We start from the raw sequence: 19,161 nt of genomic DNA, 5'->3' as shown, positions 1-19,161 counted from the left end.
CTGAGGGAAGGGCCAGGGATGGGCCTTATCTCACCTTTAGCGTCACAATCGAAAGAATGGCCAGAATAATTCCTACAATCCAAAACCGGGTTACGATCTTACTTTCGTGATAGCCTCTTTTTTGATAATGATGGTGCAGCGGGGACATCAGAAAAATGCGTTTGCCCTCACCCAATCGTTTCTTGGTATACTTAAAATAGCCTACCTGCAAAATCACGGATAACGATTCCGCAAAGAAGATTCCGCACATAAGAGGAATCAATAGTTCTTTTCTAATGATGATGGCAATGACCGCGATAACGCCGCCGATAGTTAAACTTCCCGTATCGCCCATGAAAACTTGTGCGGGAAAAGTATTGTACCAAAGAAAACCCACCAACGCTCCAAGAAAAGCAGCTATAAAAACCACTAATTCGGAAACCCCTGGTATGAACATGATATCGAGATAATCGGAGAAATTGTAATTACCCGAAACAAGGGTGAACACCCCGAGTGTAAATACGATAATGGCGGAAGTTCCTGCAGCCAACCCATCGATACCGTCGGTAAGGTTCGCGCCATTGGAAACGGCGGTCACGATTAGGATTACTATCGGAATAAAAACCAACCAAGCATATTTTTCAGCGCCCTCGCCGGCCCATGATATAAAATCGCCATAGTCGAGCTCATTATTTTTCATAAAAGGAATCGTAGTACGTGTTGATTTAATCGATTTTCCCTCAATTTCCTCTACGACCAATTGCTCGGTTATAATGGTCTTATTGCGCTCCCGCATAGTTACCTCCGAGTGAAAGAACAATGTTGCCCCGACTGCAAGTCCCAGTACTACCTGACCGAGCACCTTAAAGCGACCTTTGAGGCCTTCCTTGTTCTTTTTAAATACCTTAATGTAATCGTCAAGAAAACCGATAAGGCCCATCCACAAGAGCGTTACAATAAGTAGTATCACGTATATATTATCCAAACGCGCTAAAAGCAGAACGGGAATTAGGGTAGAAATGATGATGATAATACCTCCCATGGTCGGTGTTCCGGCCTTTTGCTTTTGACCTTCCAAGCCCAAGTCGCGAATGGTCTCCCCGATTTGCTGTTTTTGCAAAAACAAGATAATGCGCTTACCATAGGTTGCGCCGATCAATAGCGAAAACAGTATGGCCAATGCCCCACGAAAAGTGGTAAAGGCGAACAAACTTGCCCCTGGCACTTGGTATTGCTTCTCTAAATAATCGAACAGGTAATACAGCATCGTTGCTATTTATTGTTTAGTTTACTATTTGTATTGCTTCTCTCTTTTCTATTATTTTTTCTCTCTTGTCCCTGCCTGCCGGCAGGCAGGTCTTCTCTCTAAATTTATTTATCCAAGCTTTTCAAAATTTCTTTGACTATCTTAAAGTCATCGAAATTCACGCGCTTACCATTGGTTTCCTGATAGGTCTCATGGCCTTTTCCGGCAACCAGTATAATATCATTGGCTACGGCCATTTGACAGGCGGCTTTTATGGCTTGTTTCCTATTTTCAATAGCTAATATCTTCTTAGTGTTATGGGGTTCTACGCCCTTTTCCATTTCTTCGATAATCGTCTGCGGGACTTCGGAACGGGGATTGTCGGAAGTAAAGATCGCCTTGTTGCTCATCTCCGAGGCGATATGACCCATAACCGGGCGCTTCGACCTGTCTCTATCGCCACCACACCCCACAACGGTGATGACGTTTTCATTTCCAGTTCTCAATGTGTTGATAGTATCAAGCACATTTTTAAGCGCATCCGGCGTATGGGCATAATCGACTATGGCAGTTATTTTCTCTTTTGATATGAAATATTGAAATCTTCCATCTACATTGTCCAATTCGCTCAACAGTCTTAGAATCTCCAATTTTTCAAGCCCCAATAAATCGGCAGTTGCATAAATGGCCAACATATTATAGGCATTGAAGTGTCCGATCAATTTCGACCACAATTCGTTGTCATTGATCTTCAGCAGTTGCCCATCAAACTGATTTTCCAAAATCTGTGCCCTATAATCGGCATAGGTCTTTAGGGCATAAGTGTATTTTCTGGCCTTGGTATTTTGCAGCATCACCAAACCATTCTTATCGTCGATATTGGTCAATGCGAAAGCTCCTTTTGGCAACTCATCGAACAAAATTTTCTTAGTATCACGATACTCGGCAAAGGTGTTGTGGTAGTCTAGGTGGTCATGGGACAGATTACTGAAAATGGCTCCCTCGAAAACCAATCCCTGGGTTCTTTTTTGATGAATACCATGTGAACTCACCTCCATAAAACAATACTCGACACCAGCCTCGTTCATAAGTGCCAAATGACGGTTGATGGTCAATGCATCCGGAGTAGTATGGCTGGTTGCATACTCCTTGTTATCGACCATAATCTTAATGGTCGATATCAACCCGACTTTGAAACCCGCCTTTTTGAACAATTGGTACAACAAACTGCTTATGGTGGTCTTTCCGTTGGTACCGGTCACCCCAACCAACTTCAGATTTTTTGATGGATTACCATAAAAATTGGATGCCGTGATCGCCAAGGCCGCATTCCCATTGGTGACTTCTACATAAGTAACCTCGTTAATCAGCTTGTCCGGCATAGATTCACAGACTACGGCTTTAGCGCCACTGGCAATAGCCTGGTCTATATAATTATGCCCATCGGTCAATGTTCCTTTTATGGCGATAAAGACATCATCCATACCCACCAATCTCGAATCGAAGCAGATCGAGTTGACGAGAATAGCCGTACTGCCGCTTACCGCGGAAAGTCCTACTCCATATAATATGTCTTTGAGTGCCTTCATGACAATTCCAGGACTATTTTGTTGACCTTATTGATATCTGTACCCTTAGATACCGATTGTGTTCTTACTTTGCCATTACCCTTAACCTCGACCTGTAAACCAAGATTTTCGAGTATCGATATGGCATCCATACCGCTCATACCCTTTACGTTAGGCACTTTGTTATACTTCTTTTGGGCCTCGGCATAATATTTTTGAAAATTGGAGTTTAGGTGCTTGTCCGTACGTTTGGGCATCTCAACCTCATCGATCAAAGGCGAGTTCGCATATATCTTTTGTGCTACCGATTTAAAGACCGGTCCGGAAACGTCAGCTCCATAATATCCTACACTTTTATCCGGTTCGTGTATAACCACAATACAGGAATACTTTGGATTATCGGCAGGAAAATAGCCGGCGAAAGTTGAGATGTATTTGAGCTTATCGGGGTCTTTGGATGCATAATTTTTCTGTGCGGTCCCCGTTTTTCCGGCCATGGAGAAATTCGGTGAATACAGCCCGTGGCCCGTACCATGTTCCTTTTCCACTACATTCTTTAGTAGATCTTTTACCTTCTTGGCAGTCTCTTTGGAACATATGGAAGCATCGATCACTTCGGTATCGAATTTCAATATCGTTTGATCCCATTCCCTAACTTCTTTGATCAATCTTGGTTTCACCATTTTACCATCGTTGGCAATGGCATTGTAAAACGTCAATGTTTGCAAGGGTGTCATCGCAACCTCGTACCCATAGGCCATCTGGGCCAATGAAAGTCCGGACCAGCCCTTGTCACCAGGATACCGAATCACCGGTTTGCCCTCTCCCTTTATGGGAAGGCCAAGCTCGCGATGCAAATTCATTGCCATCAGACGGTTTACATATTTAGCCGGCGATTTCTTATAACCGTTATGTACCATTTTGGCAAAAGCCGTGTTCGAGGAAACCTCAAAGGCCTTGGCCATCGAAATTTTACCGTAGCCCCCATGTTTTGAATCCTTGACCCTATGTTTGTAAATTTTCCAGTACCCTTTTTCCGTATCTACTATGGTGCTCGTGTCGATTACCTTATCCTCAAGGGCGGCAACAAGGTTCATCAATTTAAAAGTAGACCCCGGTTCGTGCGACTCACCGATAGCATAGTTCAAACGCTCGTAATATTTGCCATCGCTTGTACGCCCAAGGTTCGAAATCGCTTTCACCTCGCCTGTTTTTGTCTCCATAACGATAACACTGCCGTGCTCTGCCTTGTAATGCTCCAATTGTCCCAATAGGGCATGATGGGCAATGTCCTGTATGTTCACATCTATGGTAGAGAATACGTCATAGCCATCTTTTGGTTCGATGATGTTGTCCTGCCCGATAGGCTTCCATTGGCCTTTGGCGATTTTCTGCTTCAAACGCTTGCCTTCTGTACCCCGCAGGTATTCCCCAAAAGCGCCTTCGAGACCTACCCTGGTGTAATAGCCATTCTCATCGACCCGTTCATATCCCACACTTCGTTCCGCGATTTTCCCTAATGGATGCTCCCTGACCGTTTTCTGCTCAATGATCAAACCACCGCGATACGGCCCCTTCTCAAATAAGGGGAATTCCTTGATGGCCACATAATCGGAATAGTCGAGGTTACGAGCGATTAAAGCATATCGATTCTTGTTCACTTTTGCCTTTCTGAGCAGCTGCTGGTAGTGCGAGGAGGATTTTCCCAGCATTTTGGAAAGTGCGTTGGACAGCGGCAAAATATTTTCCTTAAAATCGTCGTTGCTTACCGTAACCGCATCAAAACGTATCGTATAGCGGGAAACGGAGGTAGCCAACAAACTGCCATCATCGGAATACAAATTGCCCCGATTGGGAGCGATAGTAAACATTTTGGAAGTACGTTCCTCGGCCAAATCGCGGTATTTCTCACCATCGACCATCTGAATGCTCACCAATTTGGCCATAACGGCGATGGCGAACAAAAACATGCCGCCAGCAACGAAATACAATCGTTTCAATATGTTTTTTTCCTTAACGGCCACGGTCTTCCTTAATTGATTTTACTCTAATTTTTTTTGGTGGAATTTCGGAAGGATATATTTCTTCCTTCTCCAGTATCTCGGTAATCTTACTTTCCAGTTTTAGTTTTTGCACATCTTTATGGGCATCTACAAACTGACTTCTTAGTTCCTTTACCTCTTCGTTCAAAGCAGCGATTTTATGCACTTTGGCATCGGCGCTATGACTGCTTCCGATCATGACGGCCGCCAAAAAAGAGGCGAAAATGATAAAAAGCCAATTCTTTGGCGCATCTCCGCTCACCAAGAACTTTCCTTTCAAGATGTCCAATAAGCCATTTTTCACGATTACTATTTTTATTGTCTTTTCCGCAAAAGCGGAAAACTATTATTTACAACTCTACCTTTATTTGTTGGTTCGGAAAGCCCCCTCAAACAGGTCTTAAATTCGCTCGGCGATCCGTAGTTTGGCACTTCTTGCCCTATTGTTGTTCGCAATTTCTTCTTTCGACGGGACGATCAACCGCCCTACTTTCTTAAAAGGAACATCGATATTCCCATAAAAATCCTTTTCGGGTTCGCCTTCAAATTGTCCTGCCCTGATATACCTCTTAACCAACCGATCTTCAAGCGAGTGATAGCTTATTATGCTCAACCGACCTCCGGGTTCCAGCAAATCGGCTGTTTGATGCAAAAACTCCTTGATCGACTCGATTTCCTGATTCACCTCAATACGAATGGCCTGATACACTTGAGCCAAAATCTTATGCGCTTTCGCATTTGGAAGAAAGCGTTGCAACACTTCTTTCAATGCATCGGTAGTTTTAATTTTACTTTCCGATCGCGCCTCTTCAATTGCCTTTGCCATAGCGTTTGCATTGCGCAATTCCCCATACTCGAATAACACCCTACGCAACTCGTCATACGAGTACTTGTTGACCACGTTGAAGGCCGAGAACTCGTTTCTTTGACTCATTCTCATATCCAAGTCCGCATCGAAGCGAGTTGAAAATCCGCGCTCCGCAGTATCGAACTGGTGGGATGACACCCCAAAATCGGCCAGAATACCATCTACTTTCCGAATGCCATAGAACTTTAAAAACTGTTTGATATAGCGGTAATTTTCATTGATCAAGGTAAACCGCTCATCATCCAGTGCATTCTTTAAGGCGTCTTCGTCTTGATCAAAGGCTATTAGCTTACCTTCACTCCCCAACCGATTTAGTATTTCTTTGGAATGGCCCCCACCCCCGAAGGTGACATCCACATATACTCCATCTTTCTTGATGTCAAGTGCATCTACGGATGCCGATAATAGAACGGGATTATGATACATCATCGGTGTCATCTCCATCTTCACCCATCACTTCTTCGGCAAGTTCGGCAAAGCCTTCGGCCGTTTCCTCGAGCACTTTCTCGTAGCTATCCTTATCCCAAATCTCAATGATATTTATGGCCGAAGTGAGCACCACTTCTTTCGCGATACCGGCCACTTCTATGAGATTTTTTGGAATAAGAAGCCTCCCCGTTCCATCGATTTCAACCATTTTCACTCCCGCGGAAAAACGACGGATAAAATCATCGTTCTTTTTCTTAAATCGATTTTTCTTGTTCATCTTCTGCATGAGCGTGTTCCACTCTTGCATCGGATATAACTCCAAACAGGACCTAAAAACAGATCGTTTAATGACAAAACCATCATTCAATACCGGAGCCATCTGATTTTTTAGCGCAACAGGCAGCATTATCCTACCTTTGGTATCGGCTTTACAATCGTATTGTCCAATGAAATTGACCACGTGTTCGGTTCGTTTGTTCTCTAATAACTCAAAACTACAAATTTTATTACCACATTTTACCACTTTTTACCACTTTGTTCATAAATTTTGCCGTAATTGGGTAAAATATGAGGATTACCCATGCCGAAAGCCGGGTGAAATCCGTTTCAAACAAGCAAGCAGTATTGAGCATAATTGGTGAACGACAGCTAGGGCAAGCCCACCTGCCGACAGGTAGGCCTAGGAGCAACTAGCCTGATGACAGGCAGGTTCAAATCTCGATTATCGCGTAAATGCCTATCTTAGCAAATTAGGTTATCCAACCCACCACATGAAAGAAAAACTTATTACAGAAGGAAGATTCCGGTATATCGAAATCGGTGAAGGCGAGCCCATTATCATCTTACACGGTCTTATGGGCGGGCTCAGTAACTTTCAAGGCGTTGCCGAACATTTCCCCCCAAGAGGGTATCGTGTACTGATTCCAGAGTTACCGATCTACGATATGCCCATGATGAAAACGAACGTAAAACAGTTCGCTAAATTCTTGGAACAATTCATCGAATTTAAAGGGCTTAGCAATGTTATTTTATTGGGGAACAGCCTGGGGGGCCACATTGGTCTTCTACACACAAAAATGTATCCTAAGATGGTTAAGGCCTTAGTCATTACCGGTAGTTCGGGCCTTTATGAAAGTGCCATGGGCGATGGGTACCCCAGACGGGGCGATTATGAGTTCATCAAGAAGAAGGCCCAAGGCGTATTCTTTGATCCGGCCGTGGCTACCAAGGAAATCGTCGACGAAGTTTTCGAAACGGTGAACGACCGCAGCAAAATCATCAAAACCTTGGCTATTGCTAAAAGCGCAATTCGCCATAATATGTCTAAAGACTTGCCTAAGATGAAGACGCCTACCTGTATCATTTGGGGCAGGGACGATACCGTTACTCCTCCTGACGTAGCGAACCTCTTTTACGAGCTTCTACCGGATTCCGATCTTTTTTGGATAGAGAATTGCGGTCATGCCCCGATGATGGAGCACCCCAATGAGTTCAATCAAATTTTGGATGCTTGGTTAGAGAAACGGGGGTTTTGAAGGGAGCTTAAAGCGGGAAGCTCGAAGTGGGGAGCGCGAAGTTGGAAGCTCGAAGACCGAAGACTGGTGAGGGAAGCTCGAAGACGGAAGATTGAAGCCCATTACCCATACTGCCCAAAACCTATAAACACTTTTGAACTTGTGAAAATCAAATCGGCAAACTTTGTAATGAGCAATTCCGAGGTATCCAAATGTCCGAACGAGTACCTTCCGGAATATGCTTTTATCGGCCGTTCAAATGTTGGGAAGTCCTCACTGATCAACATGCTCACCGAGCGCAAGCATTTGGCCAAAACTTCTGGGCGTCCGGGAAAAACCCAGCTCATCAACCACTTTAAAATCAACGATAATTGGTTTTTGGTAGATTTACCGGGCTACGGCTATGCGCGCGTATCGAAAAAAAGTAAAAAGACCTTTCAGAAATACATAACCAACTACTTTGAACAACGCGAACAATTGGTTTGTTCCTTTGTTTTGGTAGATATTCGCCACGAACCTCAGCCGATAGACATGGAGTTTATGCAATGGTTGGGCGAAAACGGTATCCCTTTTTGCATCATCTTTACCAAAGCCGATAAATTGAAGCCCGCCGTGATAATGAAAAATGTGCACGGCTACCTGCAAAAAATGACCGAGGATATTTGGGAAGAGGCACCCGATTATTTCGTTACCTCTTCTTCGAAAGCCATCGGGCGGGACGAGGTACTTTCCTTCATCGACTCCGTAAACGAGGAATTCTTTGCGAATAAAAAAGCATAGTATTACCTGGCCCCGGAGGTCGGGAGCCATCGCAAATTTTCAACCTCATTTGGTACGTTTCACCAACAGATCGATTAACTCCGTAGCATCTTTCAAACCGTTCAATTCTTCTGTTGTTACCAATACTTCGTGACCGACTTCCGTCTCATTCAAGACAATGGGAAAAGTGAATTTATGACCAAATTTGGACTTGTACTGCTTGGCAAACTCATCTTTGTGCAAAAAAACCATAGCCACATCGGATTCCTTTCTAAATTTTTTCCAAGCGCGGTTCTCCGTAAAAGCGCCGTAGGTAAGATCGCATAGACTACATACGTAGGTTGCGGGACTCAATATTTTATGGGCACCATCCACCAACAAATTCCGAAGACCGGAATCGGCATTGTAGACGAAAATCAGTTTTTTGAAGGGGTCATTTTTCATAACTCGAAGCTAAGGTATATATTTAAAGCACTGTTCGGTCTTATAAAATCGATTAGGCTTACGTCGTACTGCGCAGAAATCCTTTTAAAAACGAGCTCGTGAAAAATATATTCCCTTTCCTAATGGTGATATTCCTTATCACTACTTGTACGCAAAAAACTACAAATCGTACGCCTCTAGAAACAGCACCTTTTTCTGGTATAGACACTTTAGCGATTAACGATTGGTGGAACCGGGCGGCCAATCCTATTATCGATTTGAACGTAGATCGGGACAGCGTAGTCGCTTTCGGCATCTATACCGTTGCCAATCAAACTTTGAAGCTTTCGGCGCAATTGTTCCCGTTATATCCGGAGGAGACGCGCGAGGTACGTCTGGCCCTTATGGAAGGAAATACATGGCGAGAGGTTCAAAAACAGCATATCAACGATATTGGCTGGTCCGCTTTGTTTCATGTGGAGAGCTGGGACGATTCCAAGGATGTGAGATACCAGATTCGACATGGGGAAAACGCATTTTTCGAGGGATTGATTCGAAAAGACCCAAAGACGAAGGAAGTAATCACCATGGCCGCGCTCTCCTGTAACTCGAATAAGGACAGGGGCATGCGGGAGAACTATGTGCGCAACATCAACTATCAAAATCCGGACTTGATTTTCTTTGCCGGAGACCAATCCTACGACCATACCGAGCACACCGCCGCCTGGTTGAAATTTGGAATGCAATTTCGGGAAACTTTTCGCAATCGCCCCTGCATTACCATTCCCGATGATCATGACATCGGACAGGGGAATCTTTGGGGTGAGAACGGAAAAGTATCTAAGACAAGGGGAGGTCCCGATGGCGGATATACCTACGATCCCGAATATGTGAAAATGGTCGAGCGTTGTCAGACTGCTCACTTGCCAGATCCCTACGACCCTACTCCCATAAAGCAGGGCATAGGTGTATACTATACCAGTCTTGTGCTGGGAGGAATCGATTTTGCGATTTTGGAAGACCGAAAGTTCAAATCGGGGCCGGAAGGGAAGATTCCGCAACAGGGACCACGCCCCGTCCATGTCCGGAATCCCGATTACGACCCGGCATCTATCGATCTTCCTGGTCTTAGCCTATTGGGCGAACGGCAATTACGGTTTTTAGCGGATTGGGGCTCGAAAAATCCCGACCTCCCCAAGGTAGCGCTTTCACAAACCGGTTTTTGCGGCGGTGCCCATATTCATGGTACACTTGATAATCGGCTTCATGCCGATCTCGACAGCAACGGATGGCCACAAAGCGGTCGCAACAAAGCCTTGAGTCTCCTTCAAAAAGCCAAAGCCGTGCACATTGCCGGTGATCAGCATTTGGCAACGGTGATCAAACATGGAATTTCGGAATTCAGGGATGGGCCTTGGGCCTTTGTAGTACCGGCCATCGTAAACGACTACTACAGCCGATGGTGGTGGCCCGAGAACGAAAAAGCGGGTAACAACCCTAATCTCAATACTTCTCTGCCATGGACGGGCGACTACCTCGACGGCTTTCATAACAAGATTAGCATGATGGCCTATGTAAATCCGGAGAGCAACTCGAAAGGAGGTGGCTATGGATTGATTGGCTTTGACAAAAAAAATAAGACGGCCACTTTTGAATGTTGGCCACGATATGTGTACGTTACACAACCCGGAGCAGCGCAGTTTGAGGGATGGCCGATAACTGTTTCAATGCAACCCTAATTTTTAAATTATAAAACGGCATTTTGGTAGCTCGGTATGTTCCAAAATCGGAGTAAAATGATTTTGACCAAAACGATTATTGTCTTTTTTTAAAGTAATTGTCGAATGGTCGCTTATGTTGTTAGTTTCCATTTGAAGTAACGACACAGTAGTGTACACAAGCAACTCATTTTAGAATCGCTATCCCTAGAAAAATCGACCATATCGTCTATGCCGTTCAGGATTTGGATGCCTCCATTTCAGAATTTGAGGAAAAACTGGGCATGCGACCTATTTTCGGTGGGTTTCACAAGGTTTTCGGAACTAAAAACGCTTTGATTTCCCTCGGTGACGCTTGTTATTTGGAATTATTGGCGGGAGACAACACCAATACGGCAGTGCCCAAACCCCGATGGATGGGCGTTGATATGCTTCAAACCAACCAAATTACCCGATGGGCCTTGAAATCGAATCAATTGAAAATGGACAGCGAAATTTTGAAAAATCTGAATCCTGAAATGGGAATTATACGCGGTGGTTCTAGAAATGTAGCGAATGGAGGGTCGTTAGAATGGGGTTTGATTATGCCCCTGCCCTATCCGGAGGTGGAACTGCTTCCGTTTATGGTAGATTGGAGCACATCGACGGTACATCCGACTGATAAACTACCCGATATGGGCTGTAGACTTCTCAATCTGTATGGAACACATCCAACCCCTAAAATATTCGATGGTATCTTTGAACAACTGAACATCGATTTGGAAATTAAAACATCCACGGAAATAAAATTAACCGCAATCATCGAATGTCCTAACGGGACTATTGAAATTTAATCCGCTTTATGCACACTACTTTAAGAATACTGCTCTACATTTCGTTAATCATGGTATTTTCCTGCACCTCCAAATCGAAGAAGGCGGTGACTGAAAATCAGGCAAAAGAGGAAATGGCCATCGATAGCGTGCAACCTAGCAAAGCGGATGTGTTAGTAGCCGAAACGATCGAAGCCCACGGCGGAAGACGGTACGATACCGCTTCATATGGTTTTACCTTTCGGGACAAAACCTACACTTTTGAAAACGGAAAAAACGGCTATCGCTATACGGCGAGCAGTATCGAAAATACGGATACGATTCAGGATATCCTGGAAAACGGAAAACTGACCCGCACCATCAACCGAAAAATCGTTGCGCTCTCCGAAAAGGATAACGCCAAGTATACCGAGGCGCTGAATTCGGTAGTCTATTTCGCCACCTTACCTTCTAAATTGAATGACAAGGCCGTGAACAAAACATACGAAGGCCGTACGACAATCAAAAATCTGGAGTACGAACTCCTTAGCATCGATTTTGACGAAGAAGGGGGTGGTAAAGACTACGATGACAAGTTTTTATACTGGATCAATGCAGATACAAAAACGGTCGACTATTTGGCATATAGCTACAGTACGAATGACGGGGGCGTACGGTTTCGTTCCGCGTTTAACCCTAGGACGGTAGCCGGTATTCGGTTTCAAGACTATATCAACTACGAAGTCCCCATTGGAACCCCTTTAAAGAATCTTTCTCAATTATACGAAGACGGAAAATTGAAAGAACTCTCTAAAATCATCACAAAAGATGTGCGAATTATGGAGTAACTCGACCACTGTGGAATGGAAACCCATACATTCATTTTCCGGCAGGTTATGATCACCTCTCATTTTTGCTCAGACTCACTTCACGCCTAGATTTACCCTTTATTCCAATGCTGCGGCTTTCCCAGAGTCAAAGCGGATATGGTTTACTCAATATCTTAGATAAAAACCTACTAATCCATTCCCTTTGACCTCTCTATGCAATGGGGACGAACGACTCTATTTGATTTTAAATGTACCAAAGACGCTCCTAGCAATATTTTTCTCCATTACTTTACCGAATGAAAACCTTCAAAGATTTCAAAATCAAAAAAGAATTAAGGAATGCCCTTTCAGATTTAGGATTTGAAAAGCCCACCCCCATTCAAGCAGTCGCATATACTTCAATTCTTAGCGGCCGTGATTTTGTAGGTATCGCACAGACGGGAACCGGAAAAACCCTGGCGTATTTGCTTCCCGTGCTGCAAGACCTGAAATTTTCAGACCAACAAAGCCCAAGGGTCTTGGTATTGGTTCCGACGCGGGAATTGGTCATCCAAATCGTAAAGGAAATCGAAAAATTGACACCTTACCTCAGCATACGAGTGGCAGGGGTATACGGTGGTACGAATATAAAAACGCAGAAACAGGCCGTTCACCAAGGGCTCGACATTATTGTAGGTACGCCCCGACGCTTATACGACCTGGCACTATCGAATGTATTACGATTGAATTCCATAAAAAAACTGGTGATTGACGAAGTCGATATTATGCTTGACTTTGGTTATAAAACACAACTGCGAAATATTTTCGAATACCTCCCCTCGAAGCGGCAAAACCTACTCTTTTCTGCGACGATGACGACCTATGTAGATGAATTGATCGATAATTTCACGGTACATCCTATTAAAAAAACCATGGCCATTAGCGGTACGCGCTTAGAGAACATTAGCCAAGAATCCTATGCCGTTCCCAACTTCTATACCAAGGCCAACTTACTGAACTACCTTCTAAAAGATAAAGAGATCCATAGCAAGGTCTTGATTTTTGCAGGGACAAAGATTATTGCAGACAGGCTGTTTGAAACACTTGATTTTAGTAGTGAAACTTCCGTAATACACTCCAGTAAAGAGCAAAATCACCGTACCAAATCCATAGAAAAGTTCGTCGATGGTAGCAGTAGAATCCTCATCGCCACCGATGTAATTTCCCGTGGAATCGACATCGAAAAAATCACCACTGTAATCAGTTTCGATACCCCGTTCTACCCCGAAAACTACATGCACCGGATTGGTAGAACCGGCCGGGCCGAAGCGCAGGGAACCGCTATTCTTTTGTACAACGAAAAAGAAACTATTCTAAAAGAGGCCATTGAAAGCCTAATGAACTATAAGATTCCACAAAATAAAATCCCTGAAGCCGTAGAAGTTTCTTCCCAACTTACTCCGGAGGAAAAGACGAAGACGGTGGTTCGTGAAGAATTGACCCAACAAGATTCAAGTATTGAAGTCGGACCTTCTTTTCATGAAAAGTCGGCCAAGAACAGTAAAGAAAATGCCAAAGTAAAGAGTTACCACCGGAAACTAAAAGCGCGGTATAAAAAACCGCAAAAGCGGGGGGATAAAATTCAAAATATGAAAAAGAAGCGAAAATGACGCCCTTGTACCCGACCTCTACTTGCTGCCATAAACATCTTTTCGGCAGTACTCGCCAAATGGATAAAGATTACTTCAGTTCTAATTTTTCGGCGAAGTAATCACAGAAATCCTTCATGCTAGCCGTCATCTTCTCATCCTGCGTCGCTTTCATAAAAGTATCGGAGAGGGAAACCAAAGTCTGGTGAAAGAAAATTTTCATTTCATCAACCGGCATATCCTTGGTCCAAAGATCTATTTTAAGCGACTCTTTGTTCTTACTATCCCAAACCGATAACAACATGGCCTTCGCCTCTTCGTTGTCGATGCCGCCGTCTTGCGCGGACCAGTTGAGTTGTTCCGGTACCCGATTTTCGTCAAGACCTACCGTCAAGGTAATCTCCGAAGTATGTAATTCCGCCATGCGCTATTTTTTGGGTTTGTAGTTACTTTCCTTGAAAATCTCCTCTGCGGAAAGGTTCAACATTTGGGGTAGTGAAATATCATTTTTTTCCATGTAAGCCCTTACGATCTGCCATCCGATATACCTGCCGACCCGTCCAGGGCTTTGGTTATCCAGTTCTAGACCGAACTTTGAAAAGGGCGCCGGATCCAAAAATCTTGGCATTAATTTATTATCCGTGCTGTAGAGGTATTCGTTCTCGATAAAATTACGCCAAATGGGTTCCTCATTTGCACGTACCCAGGCCAATTGGTCCTCGGAATACCCGATTTTATTCGCGTCGGTTTCAAACGGGATGATCTTATCCTTGATATAAAGCAGCTTCCCGTAATATATCATTTGCGCCAGAAAGCTCCGGTCTTTCGGTCTTGGGGTAAGCGTATTCCCTACCGCCGAGGCTACATCCGAAATTAAAAACTCCTTGTCCAAACCTTGTGCTATAAACCTAGGGAAACTACCATAAAACTCGTGGTCGGGACCCAAATAGTTATCAAGACTTATAAATAATATCGAATCGGTGGCCATGATCCTATCCTGATAGGCTACATCGTTGGTGACCGTAAATACTTGAGGGGCCTTGTAGTCCGTAAAATAATATAGAACATGCTTGTAAAGGGAGGCCAGATCCGCTGCTTCCTGATCAAAATCCGAAAATCGTTCACGCACCTCGGTACGCAGTACAATTTGCAGACTGTCGCTCATCTTCGCCAACCAGATGCTATCAGGATACTGCTCTGGAAATAGATAAGGGTATCTCCCCTTTAGGTCGGCGAGATTCTCTGGTTTTGCATTGTCGAATTCGACGTCAAAACGGGTGAGCCTTAGCTCGAGGGGTATTTTAGCAATTTCCTTTTCGGTGGTATCCGTTTCTCCACAACTGGCCAATACACCAAGCAGCAAAAAAATCGAACAAAATCGTTTTACTATAAAAACTAATCCGTATTGGGCTTCCATTTTAGACACTTAGGCTTTATTTTTACGTGGCAAAGTTAATCGTTATTATCAAATAAGTTGTTGTATGAAAGTCGAAAATGTAGCGGAACATATTGTTGATTGGTTGAAAGATTATGCCGTAAAGGCGAATATGAAAGGTTTCGTTATCGGCATTTCCGGTGGAATAGATTCCGCAGTAACCTCTACGCTTTGCGCAAAGACCGGTCTCGACCTTTTATGCCTGGAAATGCCGATTCATCAGGAGCAGAATCAGGAAGATAGAGCGTCAAGGCATATCGCCTGGTTACAGGAGAACTTCAAGAATGTGTCGAGGCTTCCGGTAGACCTGACCCCTATTTTCGATAGTTTTGTGCGTGCTTTGCCGCCAGTGGCGAATGAGGAGGATCGTTTTATGTCGCTCGCCAATACCCGGGCAAGACTACGTATGACAACGCTATATTATTTTGCCGCGTTGAAGGGCTATCTCGTTGCAGGTACGGGAAACAAAGTGGAAGATTTTGGTGTGGGTTTTTACACCAAATATGGCGATGGAGGGGTTGACCTGAGTCCGATAGCGGATTTATTGAAAACGGAAGTGTATGCAGTCGGTAAATTTTTGGGAGTGAATGATGAGATAATAAAAGCTGCACCGACGGATGGATTATGGGGCGATGACAGAACCGACGAAGACCAGATAGGGGCCTCCTATCCTGAACTGGAATGGGCTATGGAAATGCAAGACGAAGGTAAAACCAGTGCTGATTTTTCAGGTAGAAAAAAGGAAGTCTTCGCAATTTATTCAAAATTAAATGCTGCCAATCAACATAAGATGAATCCGATACCAGTTTGTAAGATTCCTGATACATTTAAAAAGTAGTTTATCCCCAATTTGTGGATTTGGACGAAAAAAATCACAAAATTTGTCTTTTTCTAAAAAAAAAAGCCATTTTTGTTGACCAATTTTAATCAATAAGCCTTACATTGCGTGTAAGTCTTAGTAGACATGCCGACTAACATGTCTTTCTCTGTATTATTTTAAACCAAAACTATGATCAAAATAATTATCGCCGACAATCATCCAATTATTCGAATGGGAGTCAAACATGTATTGGAAACCGCCAGTGGTATTGAGATTATCGCCGATGTCTCCACTACGGCAGAATTGTTTGAAAAACTTGAAAACGTTACTCCCGATGTTGTGATGTTGGAAATGGACATACCGGAAATCAATGGTATCGCCGCCCTGCGAAAAATCAAAAAAGAATTTCCAGAGGTAAAAGTATTGATGTACAGCGGACAATCGGAAGATGTGTATGCGCTTAGTACCATTCGGGCCGGTGCATTCGGTTATCTCTCAAAGACCTCTGATGTTGATTATCTCATTTCTGCTGTTCGTAAAGTAGCGGAAGGCAATATGTTCATTACCAATGAGCTCGCCCAACGTTTGGCTTTCGACGAGGGAACACAGCGCCCTAGAAGGTTCTTCAGAAAATTATCGTCAAGAGAGGTTGAAGTGCTAAAGTTATTGGCAAGCGGAAAACGGAACAAAGACGTTGCCATTGGCCTTAGTCTGAATGAAAAGACGGTAAGCACCTATAAGGCGCGCCTCATGAAAAAATTGAATGTCGATAATATGGTAGATCTTCTGCAACAGGCAAAAGCATTGGAGCTTTACTAGATGTCCAGACATTTATAAATTACAAAAAACCCCGCAATGCGGGGTTTTTTAGTTACTATAATATCGGGGATAATCTGATTCAAGCAATAGATCTTCTTAAGGACTTTTTGAAATCGATTCTTTTTACCAATGCAAAATGGAAGCGTTCATGAAAAGACAGTAGAAAAGAACTCACGACAACACGCGATTTAATTTTTGGTTCAGTAGTTTGTTCAGATTCAAGTAATTCATGATTTCCTCTAAAACCTCCCGATGATCTACCTCGCCCTGGGCATCTTCGGTTTGCTCTTGAAGGTTGCGCATTCTTTTCTTAATTAGAAAACACCGCAACGTAAGAATAGTTTCGCTTACCAGCTGGGCAATACCCTTATTCTTTTTTTTAGGATAAATGTCTTTTCTTTCCCAATTGTGCAAGGTGTATTTTTCTTCTTCCATCAAAATGGAGGAAACCTCTGTTACCATTTCCTGGTCCAGTTCCGCGATAAATGCATTGATGGAAAATTCTTCTTCTGCATTGAGTCCTTCGATAAGTCTAGCGTAAATGGTCCTAAACTGCTCATTGGCCAATTCGATCTCATCTTCCTGCAAATCAAGGTAAATCTTCTCGTAAACTTTTGCCACAACCGATTCCGGTTCCAGTTCCAAATCGCCTTTTTCATTTTCCTTTAATACCAAATCCTCGAAAGACTCTTCTTTGTTGCCATAGAGCAATAGCATCTCAATGATTTTTCGCTCTAGTTCAAATTGCACATCGACCTTCTCGACGACTGTTTCACTTTTTACGACCTCAAAAGCTTTCTGTGCCTGCTGCGGTTTTTTGGAGGCATCCAAACGTTCCTTTTTCTCTATTTGGGCCAAGGTGCTGTATAGGACATTCTCTGAAATCGTCATGATTTTGGCACACTCCTGTATATAGACCTCTTTCTGTATCCTATCCGGGATTTTTGCAATACTGTTCACGATGTCCCGAACTGTTTCCGCTCTTTTGATAGGATCATTAGCGGCATCTTCCATGAGCAATGAGGCCTTGAACTGGATAAAATCCTTCGAATTTTCCGACAGGTAGCGCTCCACGTCTTCCAAGGCGTTGTTCTTGGCAAAACTATCCGGATCTTCACCTTCTGGAAAGCTACAAACCTTTACATTCATGCCTTGTTCCAAAATCAAATCGATACCCCGCAAGGAGGCCCTTAGGCCTGCTGCGTCGCCGTCGAACAAAACGGTAATATTCTTGGTAAGCCTATTGATCAGTCGAATCTGCTCCGGCGTTAAGGCCGTACCACTGGACGAGACGACGTTCTCGATACCCCTTTGGTGAAATTGAATCACATCGGTATACCCTTCTACCAGGTAGCAGTTGTTTTCCTTGGCAATCGCCTGCTTGGCATAATAGATGCCATAAAGGACCTTGCTCTTGTGATAGATATCACTTTCGGGGGAATTTAGGTATTTGGCCGCTTTTTTATCATTTACGAGTATACGCCCCCCAAAACCCAAGACCCTTCCACTCATAGAGTGTATCGGGAACATCACCCTACCCTTGAACCGGTCGAATTTTCTATTTTTATTGGGGTCGCTCGCATCTTCCTTCACGATGGTGAGCCCGGTACTATCGAGGTATTTCAGCTGGTATCCTTTGTCCAAGGCAGCGGTTGTAAATCCGTCCCATTGATCGAGACAGTATCCCAGACCGAATTTTTTAATGGTCTCGTCGGTAAAGCCCCTTTCCTTAAAATAGGTCAGGCCGATAGCCTTACCCAACTCGCTTTCCCAAAGTATTTCGGTAAAGTATTGTTGTGCGAATTCCGACACCAGGTACATACTTTCCCGTTCGTTGGCCTCTTTTTTTTGTTCATCGGAACGCTCGGTTTCCTCGACTTCGATATTGTACTTTTTGGCGAGATACTTTATCGCCTCCGGATAGGTAAAATGCTCATGCTCCATTAAAAAAGCCACGACGTTGCCCCCCTTCCCACTACTGAAATCCTTCCATATTTGCTTAACGGGGGAGACCATAAAGCTTGGGGTGCGTTCATCCGAAAACGGACTCAACCCCTTGAAGTTGCTTCCGGATTTTTTCAACTGTACGAAATCCCCGATTACCTCCTCTAGGCGGGCGGTCTCATATACCTGATCTATAGTGGATTTTGCTATCACAATCTTTCTGTGTCTAGTCCTAGTATTACAACTCTCGAATATCGTGAACAAATATCGAATAGTAAAAGTATTTCGTCTAAAAGTCCTGCTGAAATTCGAGCCTTCCCGTACTTCAAAATCGCTGCTCTAATGAAA

At 43.8% G+C, this 19,161-nt stretch carries 18 protein-coding genes; 8 read left to right on the top strand and 10 right to left on the bottom strand.

Annotation, left to right across the window (positions count from 1 at the left end; genetic code table 11):
• Positions 1-25: 25 nt before the first annotated feature.
• From mraY to mraZ, 6 genes are all read right to left on the bottom strand, one after another.
• Positions 26-1,246, bottom strand: a complete 1,221-nt coding sequence (mraY, locus tag FGM00_RS02540; RefSeq protein WP_138851402.1) for a phospho-N-acetylmuramoyl-pentapeptide-transferase — start codon at positions 1,244-1,246, stop codon at positions 26-28.
• 104 nt (positions 1,247-1,350) lie between these two features.
• Positions 1,351-2,814, bottom strand: a complete 1,464-nt coding sequence (locus FGM00_RS02535) for a UDP-N-acetylmuramoyl-L-alanyl-D-glutamate--2,6-diaminopimelate ligase (protein WP_138851401.1) — start codon at positions 2,812-2,814, stop codon at positions 1,351-1,353.
• Positions 2,811-4,817 carry a penicillin-binding protein gene (locus FGM00_RS02530; RefSeq protein WP_138851400.1) on the bottom strand — a complete coding sequence of 669 codons (2,007 nt, stop codon included), beginning with the start codon at positions 4,815-4,817 and terminating at the stop codon, positions 2,811-2,813. Before FGM00_RS02530 ends, FGM00_RS02535 begins: the two co-directional genes overlap by 4 nt.
• A complete protein-coding gene (locus tag FGM00_RS02525; RefSeq protein WP_138851399.1) occupies positions 4,807-5,139 on the bottom strand; it encodes an FtsL-like putative cell division protein in 333 nt (110 codons plus the stop codon). Before FGM00_RS02525 ends, FGM00_RS02530 begins: the two co-directional genes overlap by 11 nt.
• Before the next feature lie 96 nt (positions 5,140-5,235).
• The gene (gene rsmH / locus FGM00_RS02520; protein WP_236262993.1) at positions 5,236-6,141 is read right to left on the bottom strand and encodes a 16S rRNA (cytosine(1402)-N(4))-methyltransferase RsmH; all 906 of its coding nucleotides are present in this window, start codon (positions 6,139-6,141) and stop codon (positions 5,236-5,238) included.
• Positions 6,119-6,592 carry a division/cell wall cluster transcriptional repressor MraZ gene (mraZ, locus tag FGM00_RS02515; RefSeq protein WP_138851398.1) on the bottom strand — a complete coding sequence of 158 codons (474 nt, stop codon included), beginning with the start codon at positions 6,590-6,592 and terminating at the stop codon, positions 6,119-6,121. The genes rsmH and mraZ overlap by 23 nt, the downstream gene beginning before the upstream one ends.
• Positions 6,593-6,902: 310 nt before the next feature.
• Here mraZ and FGM00_RS02510 point away from each other — a divergent pair, with 310 nt between their 5' ends.
• Positions 6,903-7,667 carry an alpha/beta fold hydrolase gene (locus FGM00_RS02510; RefSeq protein ID WP_138851397.1) on the top strand — a complete coding sequence of 255 codons (765 nt, stop codon included), beginning with the start codon at positions 6,903-6,905 and terminating at the stop codon, positions 7,665-7,667.
• Positions 7,668-7,808: 141 nt separating this feature from the next.
• Positions 7,809-8,426 (top strand): ribosome biogenesis GTP-binding protein YihA/YsxC, encoded by a 618-nt coding sequence (gene yihA, locus FGM00_RS02505; RefSeq protein ID WP_138851396.1) that lies wholly within the window; start codon positions 7,809-7,811, stop codon positions 8,424-8,426.
• Between the two features lie 45 nt (positions 8,427-8,471).
• On the opposite strand, the gene FGM00_RS02500 is transcribed toward yihA, so the two are convergent.
• The gene (locus tag FGM00_RS02500; RefSeq protein ID WP_138851395.1) at positions 8,472-8,849 is read right to left on the bottom strand and encodes a GTPase; all 378 of its coding nucleotides are present in this window, start codon (positions 8,847-8,849) and stop codon (positions 8,472-8,474) included.
• Positions 8,850-8,947: 98 nt separating this feature from the next.
• Between FGM00_RS02500 and FGM00_RS02495 the strand changes: the two genes are divergently transcribed.
• The 4 genes from FGM00_RS02495 (at position 8,948) to FGM00_RS02480 (ending at position 13,816) form a co-directional block, all read left to right on the top strand.
• Positions 8,948-10,567: a metallophosphoesterase family protein gene (locus FGM00_RS02495; protein WP_236262881.1), complete on the top strand. Its 1,620-nt coding sequence runs from the start codon at positions 8,948-8,950 to the stop codon at positions 10,565-10,567.
• Between the two features lie 176 nt (positions 10,568-10,743).
• Positions 10,744-11,379 (top strand): VOC family protein, encoded by a 636-nt coding sequence (locus tag FGM00_RS02490; protein ID WP_138851394.1) that lies wholly within the window; start codon positions 10,744-10,746, stop codon positions 11,377-11,379.
• An 8-nt stretch (positions 11,380-11,387) separates the two neighbouring features.
• Positions 11,388-12,185 (top strand): DUF6503 family protein, encoded by a 798-nt coding sequence (locus tag FGM00_RS02485; protein ID WP_138851393.1) that lies wholly within the window; start codon positions 11,388-11,390, stop codon positions 12,183-12,185.
• A gap of 278 nt (positions 12,186-12,463) precedes the next feature.
• Positions 12,464-13,816: a DEAD/DEAH box helicase gene (locus tag FGM00_RS02480; RefSeq protein ID WP_138851392.1), complete on the top strand. Its 1,353-nt coding sequence runs from the start codon at positions 12,464-12,466 to the stop codon at positions 13,814-13,816.
• 70 nt (positions 13,817-13,886) lie between these two features.
• Here the strand turns inward: FGM00_RS02480 and gldC are convergent, their stop codons facing one another.
• Entirely contained in the window at positions 13,887-14,219 is a 333-nt protein-coding gene (gene gldC, locus FGM00_RS02475) for a gliding motility protein GldC (protein WP_138851391.1), read from the bottom strand.
• A gap of 3 nt (positions 14,220-14,222) precedes the next feature.
• Positions 14,223-15,212: a gliding motility lipoprotein GldB gene (gldB, locus tag FGM00_RS02470; RefSeq protein ID WP_138854591.1), complete on the bottom strand. Its 990-nt coding sequence runs from the start codon at positions 15,210-15,212 to the stop codon at positions 14,223-14,225.
• A 64-nt stretch (positions 15,213-15,276) separates the two neighbouring features.
• Here gldB and nadE point away from each other — a divergent pair, with 64 nt between their 5' ends.
• On the top strand, positions 15,277-16,068 hold the full coding sequence (gene nadE / locus FGM00_RS02465; RefSeq protein WP_138851390.1) for an NAD(+) synthase: 792 nt from the start codon (positions 15,277-15,279) through the stop codon (positions 16,066-16,068).
• Positions 16,069-16,239: 171 nt separating this feature from the next.
• On the top strand, positions 16,240-16,869 hold the full coding sequence (locus FGM00_RS02460; RefSeq protein WP_138851389.1) for a response regulator: 630 nt from the start codon (positions 16,240-16,242) through the stop codon (positions 16,867-16,869).
• Positions 16,870-17,040: 171 nt separating this feature from the next.
• On the opposite strand, the gene dnaG is transcribed toward FGM00_RS02460, so the two are convergent.
• On the bottom strand, positions 17,041-19,026 hold the full coding sequence (gene dnaG, locus FGM00_RS02455; RefSeq protein ID WP_138851388.1) for a DNA primase: 1,986 nt from the start codon (positions 19,024-19,026) through the stop codon (positions 17,041-17,043).
• Positions 19,027-19,161: the final 135 nt, after the last annotated feature.

The organism is Aggregatimonas sangjinii (assembly GCF_005943945.1).
In the GTDB taxonomy this organism is placed as follows: domain Bacteria; phylum Bacteroidota; class Bacteroidia; order Flavobacteriales; family Flavobacteriaceae; genus Pelagihabitans; species Pelagihabitans sangjinii.
Note: the sequence above shows the minus strand (reverse complement) of the source record. Positions and strands in the feature narration are given on the sequence as shown.

Bases quoted from the DNA above. Each gene is read 5' to 3' on its own strand.
- gldB (WP_138854591.1), bottom strand. From the start codon at position 15,212: ATGGAAGCCCAATACGGATTAGTTTTTATAGTAAAACGATTTTGTTCG.
- FGM00_RS02510 (WP_138851397.1), top strand. From the start codon at position 6,903: ATGAAAGAAAAACTTATTACAGAAGGAAGATTCCGGTATATCGAAATC.
- FGM00_RS02460 (WP_138851389.1), top strand. From the start codon at position 16,240: ATGATCAAAATAATTATCGCCGACAATCATCCAATTATTCGAATGGGA.
- FGM00_RS02535 (WP_138851401.1), bottom strand. From the start codon at position 2,814: ATGAAGGCACTCAAAGACATATTATATGGAGTAGGACTTTCCGCGGTA.
- mraY (WP_138851402.1), bottom strand. From the start codon at position 1,246: ATGCTGTATTACCTGTTCGATTATTTAGAGAAGCAATACCAAGTGCCA.
- FGM00_RS02485 (WP_138851393.1), top strand. From the start codon at position 11,388: ATGCACACTACTTTAAGAATACTGCTCTACATTTCGTTAATCATGGTA.
- gldC (WP_138851391.1), bottom strand. From the start codon at position 14,219: ATGGCGGAATTACATACTTCGGAGATTACCTTGACGGTAGGTCTTGAC.
- nadE (WP_138851390.1), top strand. From the start codon at position 15,277: ATGAAAGTCGAAAATGTAGCGGAACATATTGTTGATTGGTTGAAAGAT.
- rsmH (WP_236262993.1), bottom strand. From the start codon at position 6,141: ATGACACCGATGATGTATCATAATCCCGTTCTATTATCGGCATCCGTA.
- FGM00_RS02500 (WP_138851395.1), bottom strand. From the start codon at position 8,849: ATGAAAAATGACCCCTTCAAAAAACTGATTTTCGTCTACAATGCCGAT.
- FGM00_RS02480 (WP_138851392.1), top strand. From the start codon at position 12,464: ATGAAAACCTTCAAAGATTTCAAAATCAAAAAAGAATTAAGGAATGCC.